This window comes from Leclercia sp. UBA7405, from assembly GCF_037152215.1.
GTDB lineage: Bacteria > Pseudomonadota > Gammaproteobacteria > Enterobacterales > Enterobacteriaceae > Enterobacter > Enterobacter pneumoniae.
This window is the reverse complement of record NZ_JBBCMR010000001.1, coordinates 553,628-572,059: the sequence shown is the minus strand read 5'-3', so window position 1 is coordinate 572,059 and position 18,432 is coordinate 553,628. Positions and strand designations below refer to the sequence as shown.

The 18,432-nt window shown below is 55.8% G+C and carries 16 protein-coding genes; 5 read left to right on the top strand and 11 right to left on the bottom strand.

Features of this window, described 5'->3' with window-relative positions:
- Nucleotides 1–77: 77 nt before the first annotated feature.
- Entirely contained in the window at nt 78–1,673 is a 1,596-nt protein-coding gene (locus WFN75_RS02785; protein WP_040076438.1) for an ABC-F family ATPase, read from the bottom strand.
- 222 nt (nt 1,674–1,895) lie between these two features.
- Here WFN75_RS02785 and ldtB point away from each other — a divergent pair, with 222 nt between their 5' ends.
- Nucleotides 1,896–2,816, top strand: a complete 921-nt coding sequence (gene ldtB / locus WFN75_RS02780; protein WP_040076439.1) for a L,D-transpeptidase — start codon at nt 1,896–1,898, stop codon at nt 2,814–2,816.
- A gap of 42 nt (nt 2,817–2,858) precedes the next feature.
- Here the strand turns inward: ldtB and WFN75_RS02775 are convergent, their stop codons facing one another.
- From WFN75_RS02775 to mntR, 9 genes are all read right to left on the bottom strand, one after another.
- Nucleotides 2,859–3,575: a GntR family transcriptional regulator gene (locus WFN75_RS02775; protein ID WP_046886912.1), complete on the bottom strand. Its 717-nt coding sequence runs from the start codon at nt 3,573–3,575 to the stop codon at nt 2,859–2,861.
- Nucleotides 3,576–3,591: 16 nt separating this feature from the next.
- Nucleotides 3,592–4,914, bottom strand: coding sequence for a PTS sugar transporter subunit IIC (locus WFN75_RS02770; RefSeq protein ID WP_288821362.1), 1,323 nt, complete (start codon nt 4,912–4,914; stop codon nt 3,592–3,594).
- 49 nt (nt 4,915–4,963) lie between these two features.
- Nucleotides 4,964–6,340 carry a glycoside hydrolase family 1 protein gene (locus tag WFN75_RS02765; RefSeq protein WP_336995584.1) on the bottom strand — a complete coding sequence of 459 codons (1,377 nt, stop codon included), beginning with the start codon at nt 6,338–6,340 and terminating at the stop codon, nt 4,964–4,966.
- Between the two features lie 157 nt (nt 6,341–6,497).
- Nucleotides 6,498–7,538 carry an aldo/keto reductase gene (locus WFN75_RS02760; protein ID WP_336995583.1) on the bottom strand — a complete coding sequence of 347 codons (1,041 nt, stop codon included), beginning with the start codon at nt 7,536–7,538 and terminating at the stop codon, nt 6,498–6,500.
- A 99-nt stretch (nt 7,539–7,637) separates the two neighbouring features.
- Nucleotides 7,638–9,161: an efflux transporter outer membrane subunit gene (locus tag WFN75_RS02755; protein ID WP_233801309.1), complete on the bottom strand. Its 1,524-nt coding sequence runs from the start codon at nt 9,159–9,161 to the stop codon at nt 7,638–7,640.
- Nucleotides 9,161–10,732, bottom strand: coding sequence for a DHA2 family efflux MFS transporter permease subunit (locus WFN75_RS02750; protein WP_286933152.1), 1,572 nt, complete (start codon nt 10,730–10,732; stop codon nt 9,161–9,163). Before WFN75_RS02750 ends, WFN75_RS02755 begins: the two co-directional genes overlap by 1 nt.
- A complete protein-coding gene (locus WFN75_RS02745) occupies nt 10,729–11,823 on the bottom strand; it encodes an HlyD family secretion protein (protein ID WP_336995582.1) in 1,095 nt (364 codons plus the stop codon). Before WFN75_RS02745 ends, WFN75_RS02750 begins: the two co-directional genes overlap by 4 nt.
- Nucleotides 11,824–11,924: 101 nt before the next feature.
- Nucleotides 11,925–13,034 (bottom strand): anion transporter, encoded by a 1,110-nt coding sequence (locus tag WFN75_RS02740; RefSeq protein ID WP_046886918.1) that lies wholly within the window; start codon nt 13,032–13,034, stop codon nt 11,925–11,927.
- A complete protein-coding gene (mntR, locus tag WFN75_RS02735; protein WP_040076448.1) occupies nt 13,031–13,504 on the bottom strand; it encodes a manganese-binding transcriptional regulator MntR in 474 nt (157 codons plus the stop codon). The genes WFN75_RS02740 and mntR overlap by 4 nt, the downstream gene beginning before the upstream one ends.
- Nucleotides 13,505–13,688: 184 nt before the next feature.
- Here mntR and mntS point away from each other — a divergent pair, with 184 nt between their 5' ends.
- Together mntS and WFN75_RS02725 are read left to right on the top strand one after the other, a co-directional pair.
- Nucleotides 13,689–13,817 carry a manganase accumulation protein MntS gene (gene mntS / locus WFN75_RS02730; RefSeq protein WP_046886919.1) on the top strand — a complete coding sequence of 43 codons (129 nt, stop codon included), beginning with the start codon at nt 13,689–13,691 and terminating at the stop codon, nt 13,815–13,817.
- Nucleotides 13,818–14,095: 278 nt separating this feature from the next.
- Entirely contained in the window at nt 14,096–15,679 is a 1,584-nt protein-coding gene (locus WFN75_RS02725) for a phosphoethanolamine transferase (protein WP_336995581.1), read from the top strand.
- Between the two features lie 67 nt (nt 15,680–15,746).
- Here WFN75_RS02725 and ompX read toward each other — a convergent pair whose 3' ends face one another.
- Complete coding sequence (gene ompX / locus WFN75_RS02720; protein ID WP_207293289.1) at nt 15,747–16,268, bottom strand: outer membrane protein OmpX; 522 nt, start codon at nt 16,266–16,268, stop codon at nt 15,747–15,749.
- A gap of 354 nt (nt 16,269–16,622) precedes the next feature.
- Between ompX and rhtA the strand changes: the two genes are divergently transcribed.
- A complete protein-coding gene (rhtA, locus tag WFN75_RS02715; protein ID WP_046886922.1) occupies nt 16,623–17,513 on the top strand; it encodes a threonine/homoserine exporter RhtA in 891 nt (296 codons plus the stop codon).
- A 301-nt stretch (nt 17,514–17,814) separates the two neighbouring features.
- A complete protein-coding gene (gene dps / locus WFN75_RS02710) occupies nt 17,815–18,318 on the top strand; it encodes a DNA starvation/stationary phase protection protein Dps (RefSeq protein ID WP_040076453.1) in 504 nt (167 codons plus the stop codon).
- Nucleotides 18,319–18,432: the final 114 nt, after the last annotated feature.

Below are 18,432 nucleotides of genomic sequence, written 5' to 3'. Positions count from 1 at the left end.
CCGGAAACTTACATAAATAAGTGACCGGGGTGAGCAGGTGCAGCCAACGCATCTGCAGCGTGGAAGACGACGGGAAATTAGCCGTCAATACCTTTGCTGCGCAGGTAATCTTCGTAGTTACCGGTGAAGTCCACCACGCGCTCTGGCGTAATCTCGATCACGCGGGTCGCCAGCGAGCTGACGAACTCACGGTCGTGAGAGACGAAGATCAGGGTGCCCTGATACATTTCCAGCGCCATGTTCAGCGATTCGATAGATTCCATATCCAGGTGGTTGGTAGGTTCATCCATCACCAGGATATTTGGTTTTTCCATCATCAGCTTACCGAACAGCATGCGCCCTTTTTCACCACCGGAGAGCACTTTGGCAGGCTTTTTAATGTCGTCCTGGCTGAACAGCAGACGCCCCAGAATGCTGCGTACCGCCTGCTCGTCATCGCCTTCTTGCTTCCACTGGCTCATCCAGTCGAAGACGGTCAGGTCATTTTCGAACTCGTACTCGTGGTCCTGAGCGTAGTAACCGATCTGCGCGTTTTCGGACCACTTCACGGTACCGTTGTCCGGCTGCAGTTCGCCCACCAGCGTTTTCAACAGGGTAGATTTACCCACGCCGTTGGCACCCAGAATGGCAATTTTCTCGCCCACTTCCAGCAGCAGGTTAAAGTTTTTAAACAGCGGACCGTTTTCAAAGCCTTTAGCCAGGGCTTCCACTTCCAGCGCGTTACGGAACAGTTTCTTGTCCTGTTCGAAGCGGATGAACGGGTTCTGACGGCTTGACGCTTTGACTTCGTCGAGCTTTATTTTGTCGATCTGACGAGCGCGCGAGGTTGCCTGACGCGATTTAGAGGCGTTGGCGCTGAAGCGGCTAACGAAGGACTGCAGGTCCGCAATCTGCGCTTTCTTCTTGGCGTTGTCTGCCAGCAGACGTTCACGCGCCTGGGTTGCGGCCGTCATATACTCGTCGTAGTTGCCCGGGTAAACGCGCAGTTCGCCGTAGTCCAGATCCGCCATGTGCGTACAGACCATATTCAGGAAGTGACGGTCGTGCGAAATAATGATCATGGTGCTGTCGCGGTCGTTCAGCGTCTGCTCCAGCCAGCGGATGGTATCGATGTCCAGGTTGTTCGTCGGTTCATCGAGCAGCAGAATGTCAGGGTTAGAGAAAAGCGCCTGTGCCAGCAGCACACGCAGTTTCCAGCCTGGCGCGACTTCGCTCATCGGGCCGTAGTGCTGTTCTACCGGAATGCCCACGCCGAGCAGCAATTCGCCCGCGCGCGCTTCGGCGGAGTAACCGTCCATTTCGCCGTACTGCGTCTCCAGATCGGCCACTTTGTAGCCATCTTCTTCGCTCATTTCGGCCAGGGCGTAGATACGGTCACGCTCCTGCTTCACTTCCCACAGCTCTCCGTGTCCCATGATCACGGTGTCGAGCACGGTGAACTCTTCAAAGGCGAACTGATCCTGACGCAGCTTACCGATGCGCTCGTTGGGGTCCATTGAGACATTGCCCAGCGTCGGCTCTAAATCGCTGCCGAGGATCTTCATGAAGGTGGATTTGCCGCTACCGTTGGCACCAATCAGGCCGTAACGGTTGCCGCCGCCAAATTTGACGGAAATATTTTCGAACAGCGGCTTACTGCCAAACTGCATAGTGACGTTGCTGGTAACTAACACGGGGAGATTCCTGCGAAAAGTGTGATAAACGCGGCATTATGCCACAATTCCGAATTGAGATCCCGATGTTGCGACGAGACGCTAAACTTTAACAATGTCGAAAAAAATGTGATTTCGTACACATCTGAATTCCCTGAATGGGGTAATGGACATATAATGCGCTCCCTATACCATTCAGCCCTTTTAACTACATGCCACAGTGGCACAGATACCTCGCATAACATGAATATGAAATTAACATCGCTATTAGCAGCGGCGTTTGCCGTCGTAGGGTTTTGCAAGACCGCTTCTGCTGTCACCTATCCTCTGCCCACTGACGGTAGCCGTCTGGTCGGTCAGAATCAGGTTGTGACCATCGAAGAAGGTAACACGCAGCCGCTGGAATATTTTGCTGCTGAATATCAGTTGGGTCTCTCCAACATGATGGAAGCTAACCCTGGCGTCGATCCGTACCTGCCGAAAGGCGGTACTGTGCTGAATATTCCTCAGCAGCTGATCCTGCCCGATACCGTGCATGAAGGTATCATCATCAACAGTGCTGAAATGCGTCTCTACTACTATCCGAAAGGGACCAATACCGTCATCGTTCTGCCAATCGGTATCGGCCAGCTGGGTAAAGACACCCCGATGAACTGGACCACCAAAGTTGAGCGTAAGAAAGCGGGCCCAACCTGGACGCCAACCGCCAAGATGCACGCGGAATATATTGCCGCTGGCGAGCCGCTGCCGGCTGTTGTTCCGGCTGGCCCGGATAACCCGATGGGTCTGTACGCGCTCTACATTGGCCGCCTTTATGCTATTCACGGCACCAACGCCAACTTTGGTATCGGCCTGCGCGTGAGCCACGGCTGTGTGCGTCTGCGTAATGACGATATCAAATTCCTGTTCGAAAACGTGCCGGTCGGTACCCGCGTACAGTTCATCAACGAACCTGTGAAAGCGACCACCGAGCCAGATGGCAGCCGTTATCTGGAAGTGCATAACCCGCTCTCTACCAGCGAAGATCAGATCGATAACAACGTTACCGTGCCGATCACCCTGAAGAGCAACGTGCAGGCGATTACCAGCCAGGCTGACGTAGATGCCTCCGTTGTTGACCAGGCTATTCAGAACCGCTCCGGTATGCCAGTTCGCCTGAACTGATAAACCAGCGACATAAAAAAGCGGGCCCGGGGCCCGCTTTTTTTATCCGTTATTCACAATAACAATCCCGCCGTGGTCGTACCGGTAGTGACAGTGGGCGTACTCCAGCGGCGTTCCATCCTCCAGATAGATCACCTGCTCCACCTCCAGCACCGGATCGGACGGCTCGCAGACCAGATGCTGCATATCCAGCGCGCTGGGTTTCAGGGCTCTGACGACCCGATATGACCCCATGATTTTTAGCCCCAGCGTCTCCTGCACGTAGCGGAACACCGAGCTTTCGAGATGGCTTTTGTTCAGCCCCGGCACCAGGTTGAGCGGCATGACGGTAGCATCCAGCGACATCGGCTCGCCGTTAAGCAGGCGCAGGCGGATAAAGTCATACACCGGGGCATCGGCGTTTATCATCAGTGAGGCCTGCTCTTTTTCGTTGGGAAAGCGCAGTTCGAAATGGACGACCTGACTGGAGACCGTACCAAGATGCTCCCAGGTTTTGGTGGCGCCAAAGTAGTCGCTGCCGGAGAGATCCCACTGAGATAGCTGTAGAAAATTCTTGCGGATAAAAGTGCCTTGCCCCTGCCGGGTATAGACCAGCCCTTCGACAATAAGCTGACGCATCGCCTGCTGGATGGTCATGCGGCTGGAGCTGAACTCCGCGGCCAGCGCAAACTGGTCGGGCAGCGGTTCGTTGGCGGCATACTGCTGACTAATAATGCGTTTTTTAATTTCCCGCGCTATGGTGATGTACTTCGCCGCCATCGCCGTTTCCTTATGTTTAGTTCGCTATCTCACTGTTTTTCAATGCCACTCGCTCGGCAACCTTGAGGAAAGGCAGGTAGAAGAATACACCAAATACGATGATTGCCAACTGTACCACTACCGCCCGCCAGTCGCCGGCCGTGGCCAGCCAGGCGCTGAGTATGGGTGGCGTGGTCCAGGGGATCATGACAACACAGCGCGACATAAATCCCAATGTGGTGCAGAGCCAGGCAAACCAGATCCCCAGCGCCGGAAGAAGCACGAAGGGGATCATCAGCGGCAGGTTAAAGACAATGGGCAGGCCGAATATCACCGGTTCATTAATGTTAAACAGCCCCGGCGCCAGCGACAGGCGAGCCACCTGTTTCGCCGACTGCTGACGCGAGAAGATAAAGATGGCGATCAGCAGTGAGATGGTGCTACCGGTCCCCCCCACCATGCCGAAGGTGGGGACAAAGATACTGTTGATGATATGCGGGATGGGCTGGCCATTGGCGAAGGCCAGCATATTCTCGTTGGTATTGATCAACAGGAAGGGTTCCAGAATCACACTGTTAACCACTGACTGATGAATGCCAAGCGTAAACAGGAAGTTGCCAAAGCTGTAGATAAAGAGCGTACCCGGCAGGCTGGTGTTGATCAGCCGCAGCGGCTGCTGGATAAAAGTGGTGATCAGGTGAATCAAATCGGTGTGCAGCACGTTTGCCAGCAAGGCCGCAAGCACCGCGAACAGCGAGAGCGTAATGATGGTGGGGATGAGCGCGGTAAAGGATTTGCTCACCGCCGGAGGGACATTATCCCCCAGCGAAATGTGCAGCGCTTTTAGCCGGGAGATGGCGATAAAGATCTCCGCCGAGATTAGCCCAATCAGCACCCCGGCGAAAATGCCCGTCGAGCCAATATTGGCGAAGGTAAGAATCTGCGTAACGCTCACCGCGGTGTCGCTGCCGACGGGGACGATCTGCAGCCGCATCGGCATCATTATGATAAAGCTGCTGACGGCGATGACCACTGCCGAGACCGGATTGTCGAAATTTTTGTTACGCGCCAGCGACCAGGCAATGATCGGGGCCAGCAGGAGCGCCGCGATATTCAGCGTACCGTTAATAATCGCCTCGCCCCAGACCTGATAGTGGGCCAGCGTCTCCCCGGTGAAAATCCACGGGAAGACCACGTTATTGATCAGCACCGCCAGCCCGGCGAGGATAAAGATCGGCATCACCGTGGCAAACGCATCACGCAGAGAGCGCAGGTGCACCTGATTGGCCAGGCGCGCCGAGAACTCCACAAATCTGTCGACAAAGGACTGCATCGCAGGTGTAATTTTTGTATCAGACATACGGATAGTTCCCTTAATCAGTCACAAAAACGGCCCGGCAGCGTACGGCTTACATCTCGCGCCCGTTGCTATGGATAACCTGTTTGAGCCACGCGTAGCTTTTTTTCGGCACGCGCTTCAGGTCTTTCAGGTCATGGTTTTCGCGGTTGACGTACACCACGCCGTAGCGTTTACGCATGTCCCCCTGCGAACTCAGAATGTCGATTAAGCCCCAGCCGAGATAGCCGATCACCTCGGCACCATCTTCAAACATCGCCGCCTTCATCGCCTCGATATGCTCCCGGTGGTAGTCGATACGGTAGTCATCCTCAATCGGATTTACGCCGTCCCACGACTCAATCACGCCGATGCCGTTTTCAATCGGGAAGACCGGCAGCCGCCAGTCGTTGTAGTAGCGGGTGATAATGGTGCGAAAGCCCAGCGGATCGATCTGCCAGTTCCACTCTGTCGCCTTCAGATAGGGGTTGTTTTTCTCGCCGTGCAGCAAGTAATAGTTAACCGGCGTCTCTTCCGGGATCGCATCACTATCCAGGGTCTTACTGGCGTAATAGCTGAACGCCATATAGTCATTTTTGGTACGTGCCAGCAGGGCCAGATCCTCGGCCCGGTAGATATCTTCAAAACCTTCCTGCGCCACCACCGCCATCACCGCCGGGCTGTAGCCCTGACCGGCAAAGACGCGCAGCAGGTTCTGGTTCAGGAATTCGTCATACTGTTGCGCGCAAAAGATATCGCGCGGTTTACAGGTGGCGGGATAGATCAGCTGGTGCGCCAGCATACCGCCCATTAGCTGACCTGGCCGGGACTGATGCAGGTACTCGGTCAGCGTCATATGCGCCACCATGGTGTGATGCTGGAGTGCGTACAGCTCGCGCAGAGTTTTCTCGCCTTTCATATAGCCGGAAATGCGAAACGCCTCGGGCATATGGAAGATGTTCTGCTCGTTGAAGGTCAGCCAGTATTTCACCCGATCGCCGAAGCAGTCGATCATCTTCTTGCCATAACGGATAAAGGCCTCCATCACCCGGCGATCAGTAAATCCGTTGTACTCCTGGGCCAGCGCCAGCGGCATATCGAAATGGTAGAGACAGACCATCGGCTCAATGCCGCGGGCGATCAGATCGTTGATAAAGCGATCGTAAAAGGCGATCCCCTCGTCGTTGAAATCACCGTCACCCTGCGGGCAGACGCGGCTCCAGGCGATCTGGAAGCGATAGCAGTTCATGCCCAGATCCTGCATCAGGTCGAAGTCTTCCGCGTAGCGATGATACGAGTCGGTGGCGACTTTCCAGTCTGAGGTATTCTCTCCCGCCTCGCGAATATCGTAGACCGACATCCCCTTCCCACCCTCGTTCCACGCCCCTTCGGTCTGCATGCTGGAGACCGAGTTGCCCCATAAAAAATTGGCTGGCAAAGATGCTTTCATGCGCACTCCCTATATGACTAGTCATTTAAATTTCATGACTAGTCATATAGCCAAAGCGGATAAAGCAGGCAAAGATCGGGATCGTTTTTTGTGAGGCGTGTGGAATAAAAAAGGCCGGATCCGCGCTGCGGCTCCGGCCCTGAAAGGGAGTGGAAAATTACTGCTGTTCGAGTTGATTCCGACGATATTCTCCCTGGCGCTCCAGCATCCAGCCGGGGTACTCCCGCGGCAAGACGCTAACGGCATCAAGCTGTTTTAGCTCGTCTTCGCTCAGGCGGATTTCGGTGGCGGCAATGTTGTCATCCAGTTGATCCACCCGCTTCGCCCCCACGATCACGCTGCTGACCACCGGCTGATGCAGCAACCACGCCAGCGCAATCTGCGCCACCGAGACCCCTTTGCTCTCTGCGATAGTGCGCATCACGTCGACGCAATCGAAGGCACGCGCTTTTTCCACCGGCGGGAAGTCAAATTCCAGACGACGGCCGCCGGATTCGCTCTGTCCGTTGCGATCGTATTTCCCGCTGAGCAGGCCGCCCGCCAGCGGGCTCCAGACCATCAAGCCTACCCCTTCGCTTTGCATCATCGGCACCAGTTCGCGCTCCAGATCGCGCCCGGCGATGGTGTAGTAAGCCTGCAGAGAGGCGAACCGCGCCAGACCCAACCGCTCGGAGATACCCAGCGCCTTCATGATCTGCCAGGCCGCCCAGTTAGAGACCCCGATATAACGAACATGGCCGTGCTGCACCAGGTTATCCAGCGCATAAAGAGTCTCTTCAATGGGGGTGGCGGGATCAAAACCGTGCAACTGATAGAGATCGATATGATCGAGCTGCAGCCGGCGTAGACTCTCTTTTACGCTGCTGATGATGTGGTAACGCGAGCTACCGCGTGAGTTCACCCCGCCCGTGCCGGTTTCGCCAAAGACTTTGGTCGCCACCACCACGTTTTCCCGCGGCACCTTCAGGTTTTTCAACGCCTGGCCGGTGATCTCCTCCGAACGCCCTTCCGAGTAGACGTTAGCGGTGTCGATAAAGTTGATACCGGCATCCAGTGCGCGGCCTACCAGCTGCTCCGCGTCGCTCTGCTGGAGCTGGCCAATCTTGCCCCACATGCCGCCTTCGCCGCCGAAGGTCATGGTACCGAGGCAGAGTTCAGAGACGAACAGGCCGGTATTACCGAGTTTTTGATATCGCATTTGAGACTCCTTGTTTGTTGAGTACCCCATAGTTATACCCGGTGCACGCCGACCGCGAATGTGCGGTTCCTGTCCGTTTCTTGCCCAATTCTCGCCATCTTATCCGCGAGGTGCATCGCCAAAGACGGGGTAGTCTGGCATTTGCACCTGCTGATACGGCTCCCAGCCACCGCCCAGCGCCTTGTACAACGCGACCAGGTCAAGGGCGCTCTGCACCTGCGCCTGCGCGCGCTGTTGCTCGGCCTGCGCCAGCTGTCGCTGGGCATCCAGCACGTCGATAAAGGTGGCAATCCCCTGCCGGTAGCTGTCGCTTGCCAGATCAAAGGCGTTTTGCAGTGCATCGATGGTTTTCGCCAGCCCTGCCTCACGCTGTTGATCGGTACGGTAGCTCACCAGCGCATTTTCCACGTCGCCGAGCGCCGTTAGCACCGTCTGGCGGTAGTCCAGCACCGCAGCGCCCTGCTGCGCGCGCGCCACCTTCACGCTGGAGACCAGCCGCCCACCCTGGAAGATGGGAATGGAGACCTGCGGGCCAAAGCTGTAGAAGTGGCTGCTCCAGTCGGTGAGCCAGTTGGTTTCGCTGTTGCGCAGACCAAACTGACCGGAGAGGGTAAAGCTCGGGAACAGCTGCGCCACCGAAACGCCGATCTGCGCCGTGGCGGCGTGGAGATTGGCCTCCGCCTCGCGTACGTCCGGGCGGCGACGTGCCAGCGTGGACGGGATCCCCGTCTGCACAATGTCCGGCAAGGCGGGCATCGGCTGGGCGGACTGCAGCTCCGCGTCCAGCGCCCCCGGCGGTTTGCCGAGGAGGATCGCCAGGCCATTCATCGCCTGTCGCGCCTGCGCCTGATATTGCGGAAGCTGCGCTTCAAGCGTACCGAGCTGCGCGCGGGCATTTTCCACGTCCATCTGGGGTGACAACCCGCCGCGCTGGCGGTTATCGGTGAGATCCAGCGTCTGCCGGGCACTCTCAATCTGGGTATTGAGGGTGGCGATAATGCTCTGTGCGCCGCGCAGCTGCAGCCACGCCCGCGCCACTTCCGCCTCCAGCGACACCAGCGCGTCATTACGCTGCTCAATCGCCGCCTGCTGCTGCGCTTCGGCGGCTTCAACCTGACGGCGAACCTTGCCCCACAGGTCGATTTCCCACTGGGCGTCAAAGCTGCCCTGGTAAAGGTTGATCGGCTGGGTCAGCGGGCCTAACGCGCCCCGCAGCTGCGGGTCGACATTATCAAGCTGGTCGTATACCCCGTGCGATTTCAGCTCTCCTTCCAGCCCGAGCTGCTGGCGCGTTGCTTGTAAACTGCCGTTTACCGACGGATAAAACGCCCCGCCCGCCTGGTTGATCTGTTCCCGCGCTCCGGCAATGCGCAACACTGTCTGCTGCAGGGAGAGGTTTCCGGCGATGGCGCGTTCAATCAGGCTATCGAGCTGCGGCGAGTTGAAGGTTTTCCACCAGCGTGGGTTGGTGGCGGCCGAAACGGTTTTCGAATTTACCTCGCCATCCCCCTTGTCGTTCCAGTGGGTGACCGCAGGCGGTGCGGGCTGTTGGTAGTCCGGCCCCACGGCGCAGCCTGCGAGCAACAGCATTATCATCAGAGGGTGTAAACGTCTGTGTATCATCAGTGTGCTCCTGCACTCCCCTCGCTCTTAACCGGCGAGAGCAACAAACAAAACGGGATCAGTAAAAAGGCCACCACGCTCAGAAGGGTGAAGACGTCGATGTAGGCCAAAAAGCGCGACTGCTCGATCATGGTCTGGTACATCCGCCCGGTGGCGATGCCGGTCGGGTCGCCGACCTGGGTAGTGAAATTCTGGATCGCCTGAGCACTTTCGCGTATCGCCAGCTGGAACTGCTCGTTGAACGGCGTGGCGTGATAGGCCAGATGTGCGCTGTGCGCCTGGGAACGCTCGGTGATCGCCGCCGTCGACAGCGAAATGCCTATCGAGCCTGCGACGTTGCGGAACATGGTAAACAGCGCCGCCGCATCGGCGTTGAGCTGCCGCGGAATCGAGATAAAGGCAATGGTCGTGAGCGGTACAAACAGGAACCCGAGTCCAATCGACTGGGCGCTGCGGAACAGTACCAGGGTTTCGAAATCGATATCCGGGGTCAGCGTGCGGGACCAGAAGAACGACACCGCCAGACAGGTAAAGCCGAAGGCGATGATCCAGCGCGTCTGCACCACCGGCATCAGCTTCAGCACCAGCGGTATGGTCAATACGATCAATATTGCCCCAGGCGATAGCACCATGCCCGACCAGGTGGCGGTATAGCCAAGATCCTGCTGGGCCAGCTGCGGAATAACCACCGAGCTGCCGTAGAGGATCATTGCCATCCCCGCCATCAGCAGGCTGGAGACGGCAAAGTTTTTGTCCTTCATGCAGTGCAGGTCGACCACCGGCTTTTTGGCATACATCAGCCAGTAAATGGCACCGATGATGCCGATAAGCGTCAGCACCGCGAAGGTGCGGATCACGTTTGAATAGAACCAGTCGTCGTCCTCACCCCGGTCGAGCATCACCTGCAGGCAGCCCAGCCCGAGCGCGATCAGGCCGATCCCCGTCCAGTCGACAGAGAGTTTCTCTTTGGATTTGCTCTCCCAGGGTGGATCTTCCAACAGCTGGTAGATCGCCAGCACCGTGACGATCCCGACCGGTATGTTGATGAAAAAGACCCAGCGCCACGAGTAGTTGTCGGTGATCCAGCCGCCCAGCGTCGGCCCGAGAACCGGGGCGACGATAATGGCGATGGACGAGAGGCCAAAGGCTTTGCCCCTGTCCTCAGGCTTGAAGTAGTCAAGCAGCACCGACTGCTGGGTAGGCTGCAGGCCGCCGCCAAAGAAGCCCTGCATGATGCGGAACAGGATGATCTGCCACAGCTCGGTGGCAATGCCGCAGAGGAATGAGCAGATGGTGAACATCACAATGCAGATTAAGAAAAACTGCTTGCGGCCAAACAGCCGGCTCAGAAAGGCGGAGATGGGCAGGACAATACCGTTTGCCACCAGGTAACTGGTTAACACCCAGGTGGATTCGTCATAGCTGGCCGAGAGCGACCCGGCCACGTGCGGCAGCGCCACGTTGACAATGGTGGTGTCGAGGATCTCCATAAACACCGCCAGGGTGACGACAATCGCCACCGCCCAGGGGTTACTGGCGGGCTTCCAGTTATCGTGACTCTGATCCGTCATTCCACTGTGACCTTCGGTTCAACCGACAGCCCCAGCGGCAGCGGTTTGTTCGGATCCAGCCCCTTATCAATCACAATTTTCACTGGCACGCGCTGCACGATTTTAACAAAGTTGCCGGTGGCGTTTTCTGACGGGAAGGCGGAGAAACGCGAGCCGCTGCCCTGCTGGATACTGTCGATATGGCCTTCAAGCTCCATGTCAGGCCAGGCATCCACGGAGACCTGTACCTTATCGCCCGGCTTCATCCTTTCAAGCTGAGACTCTTTGAAGTTAGCCACCACCCAGACGTTCGGTGAGACCAGCGAGAACAGCGCCGTTCCCGCCTGCACCAGCGTGCCGGGCTGAACGTTACGTTTGGTGACAAAGCCGTCGAACGGGGCGCGCACCTCGGTGTACGAAAGATTGAGATTGGCGGTTTCGAGCTGCGCTTTCGCCTGGTCAACCTGACGTTCACGCGCTTCGACGTTGGTCTCCTGCTGGCGAATCTGCAGCTGAACCTGCTCCGCCACCTCAAGCTGCGCCTGCGCGCTGGCCAGGCCAGCCTGCGCGCTACGCAGCTGGGCATTAGCGGAATCGATACTTTGTTGGGTGGTCGCACGCGGATCGACCCCGCGCTGACGACGATACTCCGCCTGCGCATTCGCGAGATCCGCCTGAGCTTTTAGCACCTGGGCTTTCGCTTCATCACGCTGCGCGGGGTATTGCACCTTTGAGAGCGCCAGCTGCGCCTGGGCCTGATGCAGCTGTGCGGTTGCCAGGCCAAGCTGGGCCTGCGCCTGATCGCGCTGGGCGGTGGTGTCTCTCGGGTCGATCACCACCAGCAGATCGCCCTTTTTCACGCGCTGGTTATCGCGCACGCGCAGTTCGGTGACGTAGCCTGCCGTCTTCGGCGCAATGGTCACCACGTCGCCGTCGGTAAAGGCGTCGTCGGTTGTCTCTTCGTTACGGGTTAAAAACCACCACACCAGCGCCACGATAACCATCACCACCACGACAATGCCGAGGATAATTAACGGTTTTTTACCCGGACGCTTACGCTCATTATTGTTTTTTTCCTGCTCGTCAGCAGGGGACTTTTGATCTTCAGCCATAGTTCAGCAACGGTCCTGTCAGTGAGCGGCATCACACTATGCCGTTCAATAAAGCTAGGACGTTGCTATACATTTGCCAGGAAAAACTGACAAATTGCGCATTATATGAGAAGGAATAGTCCGAATCCGACCAGCGATGCCCAGACCAGCATCGGGATTGACCAGAGGTGGAAGCGCCACCAGATACGGCGATCGTTCGCCATCCGCAGGGCAATCAGGTTGGCGAGGGAACCGGGCAGAAGCCCGAAACCGCCGACGTTGACGGCCCAGGCCAGCAGTGCGCTGGGGGGGACATAGTTGAGCAGCAGTATGGTCGAAGGTACGTTGCTTATCACCTGTGACAGCCCTATAGCGGTGATCCACAATCCCGTCTGCGACAAATGGGTTACGTTTTGCAGCACACCCTGCAGCGCCGGCACCTGAATCAGCAAATGCACATCAATAAACATCGCCATAAAGACCAACAGCAGCGTCCAGTCGACGCTTACCAGGACGCGCCTCGCCAGCAGTAAGAAGCCGCCGGCTACCAGCAGCGCCCCCCACAGCTCTTGTTTCAGATCGAGCGCCACCAGAAAGACCAGGTAGAGCGCCAGGCAGCTCCACGCCAGACGCGGTGACGCCTGCGTGGCCGCCGTGCCGGTATGGTACTGCAGCGGTTTTGCCGGGAAAGCAAACCAGCACATCACCCCCAGCGTAACCATCATTACCGCCGCCAGGGGCGCCATCTGCCAGCTAAAGGCGGCAAACGACAGGCCAGAGCGTCCCCATAAGAGAATGTTCTGCGGGTTCCCGATCGGGGTTAACAGTGAACCGGCGTTGACCGCCAGCGCTTCGAAGATGATCAATCGATTGACCGGGATCTCGCAGAGCTTGCGCAGCGTTAGCGTCAGGGGCACCACGATGAACAGCGCCACGTCGTTGGTCAGAAAAGTGGAGAGCAGTGCCGCCGAGAAGACCATAAACAGCGTCAGGCGGCGTTCCGTGGCGAAGCGACGAACCATTTTGCGTCCCAGCACGTCGAAAAAGCCGCTCTGCTCTACCCCTTTGGTGAGCATCATCAGCCCGCTCAGGGTAATGATGGTGTGCCAGTCAATAGCGGCAGGCCAGCGCTGGGGGGCGAAAGGAACGCAAAAACTGAGCCCGACGCCAATCAAGACTAACAGATGAAAGAAACGATCGCGGGCCAGTGCCCCCAGGCCTGGAAGGGTCATTCAGAGGCAGGTCCGTATTTGCGGGTAAACTCGCTGAATTGCTGCAGAGTCTCTTCGCTAACGTGGTGTTCCATCCCCTCCGCATCGCGGCGGGCAGTATCGGGGCTGACGCCCAGCACCAGCAGGAAGTTTTCCACAATCTGATGGCGTTCGCGGCTGGCCTGCGCCAGTTTCTCACCTTCAGGGGTTAAGAAAACGCCGCGCCAGGGGATCATCTCGATCAACCCCACCGAGGCGAGTCTTTTCAACATTTTTGCCACCGTCGGTTGGGAGACGCCGAGACGCGCGGCCATATCGACCTGGCGTGCTTCGCCCACCTCACGGATCAGATCGGAAATCAGCTCAACATAATCATCAATCAGCTCGCGACGATGCGCTTCGCGAACCTGACGAAATCCTTCAACGTGTTCTTCAACATTTACCAGCTGCGTCTTTTTTCTTGTCGTGGTTTTACCTGCACGATGGGTCATTGTGCTTCCTCAATGGGGGTGACGCTTCCAGCAGCGCAATTCAAGTGCGGCCATTGTAAACCATGCGTGAACAAGCACAAAAAATTAACGTAATAGCCATAGCTATAAAATATAGCCTGTGCTATATCTGTATGTAATGCAGTCACCTTCAAGGATCGAAGGGATCATTCATCAGGAGGTTGAGATGAACGAATTCAAGAGGTGTATACAGGTGTTTAGCCACTCCCCATTCACAGTACGCTTAATGCTGCTGAACATGATTTGCGACATGATTACTGGCAAATCACAGCAGAACGATAAACCTTCCCGCTAGGCGGCGTCGCGGTACGCCGCTTCATTTTTTTGTCACACTTCCTTTGTAGACTGGGCCGTAAGGCAAATTGCCGGATCTTTTTTACGGATTTGTAGCCCTCTTCGCAAAACATCCCCTTTATAGCTGTTGACCTTCATCGCCGCTGGCACTATCTTCTTGCAGCCCTGCACTATTTGCGGCTCGCAGACGCGGACCCCAATTCCCCTTCTCCGCACTCTCAGGCAGGTTTTGACCCTTGGCGCCAGGGTGAGCACATGGCGTTTTCATGATTGTGACCTATGAATTTAACCCTGAAAGAATCACTTGTGACCCGCGGCCGGGCCTTAAGCCCGTGGACGGGATTCTACTTTTTACAATCACTGCTGATTAATTTTGCGCTGGGCTACCCTTTCAGTCTGCTCTACGCGGTGGCCTTTACCTGCGTATTGCTGTTGCTGTGGCGTAGCGCACCGCGCGTGCAGAAAGGGCTGCTGGGCATCTGCTCGCTGGTGGGGGCAATGTACTTCCCCTTCTCTCAGGCCTATGGGGCACCCAACTTTAATACCCTGCTGGCGATGCACTCCACCAATATGGAGGAGTCGACAGAGATCCTGACCATCTTCCCCTGGTACAGCTATGTGGTTGGCCTGTTTATCTTTGCGCTGGGCGTTATTGCTGTGCGACGTAAACCCGAAGCCAAAAAAGGGTGGAACAGACTGGACAGCCTCTACCTGGCCGTCAGCCTTGCCGCCTTTTTTGTCGCCCCGGTGCAGAACCTGGCATGGGGTGGCGTCTTCAGGCTGAAAGATAGCGGCTACCCGGTCTTCCGTTTTGTGAAAGATGTGGTGGTGAACAACCAGGAAGTGATCGACGAACAGGCGCGCATGAGCGCATTGTCGCAGATGAAAGATACCTGGAACGTGACGGCGGTGAAGCCGAAATATCACATCTATATGGTGGTGATAGGCGAAAGCGCTCGCCGCGATGCGCTGGGCGCCTTTGGCGGCCACTGGAACAACACGCCTTTTGCCAGTGCGGTGAATGGCACCCTGTTTACCGATTATATTGCCGCCAGCGGCTCTACGCAGAAGTCACTGGGGCTGACGCTTAATCGGGTAGTGGATAACAAACCCCAGTATCAGGATAACTTCGTCACCCTGGCGAACCGTGCCGGCTTCCAGAGCTGGTGGTTTTCCAATCAGGGCCAGATTGGCGAATATGATACCGCCATCGCCAGTATTGCTAAGCGTGCCGACGAGGTGCAGTTCCTGAAGAGCGGTGATTTTGAAGCCGATAAAAATACCCAGGATGAGGCACTGCTGAAGATGACTGCGCAGGTTTTCAGCACGCATCGTACGCAGCCGCAGCTTATTGTGCTGCATCTGATGGGCTCGCACCCACAGGCCTGTGATCGCACCAAAGGCAAATACGCCGAGTTTGTGCAGTCGAAAGAGACCTCCTGTTACCTCTATACCATGACGCAGACCGACCAGCTGTTAAGTCAGCTGTATAGCCAGTTGCAAAATACGGGCGACAGTTTCTCGATGGTCTATTTTTCCGATCACGGGCTGGCGTTTAAAGAGCGCGGTAAAGCGGTGCAGTATCTGGCCCATGATGACGCCTTCCAGCAAAACTTCCAGGTGCCTTTTATGGTGATCTCCAGCGACGATAAGAGCCACCGCATCATCAAGGCCCGCCGCTCGGCGAACGATTTCCTGAGCTTCTTCTCTCAGTGGACGGGAATTCAGGCAAAAGAGATCGCCAGTCACTACCGCTTTATCTCCAGCCAAAAGGCACCGCCGGTCTATGTCACGAACTTCAAGTTGCAGAAAGTGGACTATAACCATCTGGGGAGCGACATTTTCGCCACCCAAAGTCGGTAAGGATTGGGTTGTTGAAGACAAAAAAATCCGCCACAGGGGCGGATTTTTTATTGGCTCACCGGAGTGATTAGAAGCGGTAACCTACGCCCGCGATCCAGGTGCCAACGTCAACGTTACGGATGCGGCTCTGCTCATAGGAGAAGTCCAGCGCAACGTTTTCGATTGGGTTAAACTGCATACCTGCACCGTAGGAGAAACCGTAATCGCTGGTGTCGTCAGAAGAGCGAACCAGACCGGTGTCGGAAGTCTGCTGGAATTTACCGTAACCCACACCCACTACACCGTAGATGCTTGCCCAGTCGTTCAGACGGAAAGCAGGACCACCGGTGATGCCGTAGTACTGTGCTTTGTTATACACATCACCGGAAGAGCGATCTTTTTCGGTGTAGGTGAAGGAGCCGATCCAACCCAGTGGGTTGTTGTCCTGCTCGTAGCGGTATTTCAGGTTCAGGCCGTTAGTTTTGTTCATAACGCCCTGCATATCGCTCTGAGCGTAACCACCGGAAACGGTAGAAGTTGCCGCTACTGCGGTGCCTGCGGAAACGGCCAGAACGGCTGCCAGTGCTGAAAGACATGCAATTTTTTTCATAACCACCTCAAATGTGCTTCAAGTAAGTCCGTAAGTTTTAAATATATCAAAAATTCTTGTGAAACTCTTTCTGATTAGTGATGTCTAACGGCCCTTTTGGTGTAACTAATTATTTCCATAATCAGTTATCTCTTTCAAATCTCACCGAAAATACATCCCAAAAATGTAATAGTGCGCGTCAGATTCAATACATTCATCCAGACTATTCCTAAACTGCTTGGCAATAAGCCCGGTCTATGAATGCCATTCTACGGATTTCAGGGAACTTTTTTTCAACGAAGTCTCAACCGCGACAGCTTATTTCAATTACACTGCCACCTTTACTTCGTTTGACATAAATTGACAGGAGAAAGGATGCCTGGGTTGCCCCGCAAATCGCCGGTCTGGATGCCGGTTGTCGTAATTCTTATCGCCATGTTGTCTATCCAGAGCGGCGCATCGCTGGCGAAATCTCTTTTTCCCGTGATCGGCGCGCCGGGCGTAACGGCGCTGCGTATTGCGCTCGGCACGCTTATCCTGGTAATTATCTTTAAGCCCTGGCGTCTGCGTTTTGAAAAATCACAGCGCCTGCCGCTGCTCTTTTATGGCCTGTCGCTGGGGGCGATGAATTACCTCTTCTATTTATCAATACAGACCGTCCCGCTGGGAATTGCGGTGGCGCTGGAGTTTACCGGCCCGCTGGCGGTGGCGCTCTTCTCCTCGCGCCGCCCGGTAGACTTTGTCTGGGTGGTGCTGGCGGTACTGGGACTGTGGTTCCTGCTCCCCCTCGGTCAGGACATTGCGCATGTGGATTTAACCGGTGCCGCGCTGGCGCTTGGCGCGGGTGCCTGCTGGGCTTTATATATCCTTACCGGTCAGCGTGCGGGGGAAGAGCATGGCCCCGCAACGGTGGCGCTGGGATCGCTGATTGCCGCTATCATCTTTGTGCCGCTGGGGATGGCGCAGGCCACCGAGTCGATCTGGCAGTGGTCGATTTTGCCCGTCGGGCTTGCGGTCGCGGTCCTTTCAACAGCGCTCCCCTACTCACTGGAGATGATTGCGCTCACCCGCCTGCCCACGCGTATCTTCGGCACCCTGATGAGCATGGAGCCCGCGCTGGCGGCTATGTCAGGTATGGTGTTTCTCGGCGAAACGCTCACCTTTACCCAGACGCTGGCGCTCTGCTCTATTATTGCCGCGTCGATGGGCTCAACCCTGACGTTGCGGCGCGAAAGCAAGGTCGAAGAGGTAGATATCAACCGCTGACGGGTAATTCTGCATGGCCAATACGCGCCATGCAGAATATAAGCCAGATTGCGCGAAATTAAATATGCCCGCACAAATTGTCATCAATCGGAAATATTCCCTCTCCTCTCTTGCCGATTTTTATAAATAAGAATCTTTTACAACGAAATATTATAAGGCTCTGATTTTCAGGACCTTTAATAAGTCTTAATTATTCTTTCTATTAAACCGATAGGCAGTACCGGGTCGCAGGCTAAAAATGTGGTGCTATACTTATCTCCAGTAATTACCTGGGACACAAACATCAAGAGGATATGAGATTATGAGTACCGCTAAACTGGTTAAAACGAAAGCGTCTAATCTGCTTTATACCCGCAACGATGTATCGGATAGCGATAAGAAAGCAACAATCGAGTTGCTGAATCGCCAGGTGATCCAGTTCATTGACCTGTCGCTGATTACTAAACAGGCCCACTGGAATATGCGCGGCGCCAACTTTATTGCCGTACATGAGATGCTGGATGGCTTCCGTACTTCACTGACTGCACATATGGATACCATGGCTGAGCGTGCCGTTCAGCTGGGTGGCGTGGCGCTGGGCACCACGCAGGTTATCAACAATAAAACTCCGTTGAAAAGCTACCCGCTGGATATTCACAGCGTACAGGATCACCTGAAAGAGCTGGCAGACCGTTATGCCGTAGTCGCTAACGACGTGCGTAAAGCCATTGGCGAAGCCAAAGATGAAGATACCGCTGATATCTTTACCGCAGCGTCTCGCGACCTGGATCAGTATCTGTGGTTCATCGAAGCTAACATCGAGTAATACCTTGTTTTTCAGCCTTTGACCCTCGCTTCGGCGGGGGTTTTGCACATCTATGGTGCAACAAATCGTCTATATGCCAGGCAAAAGTGACAGATTTGTAATAATCACCTCACA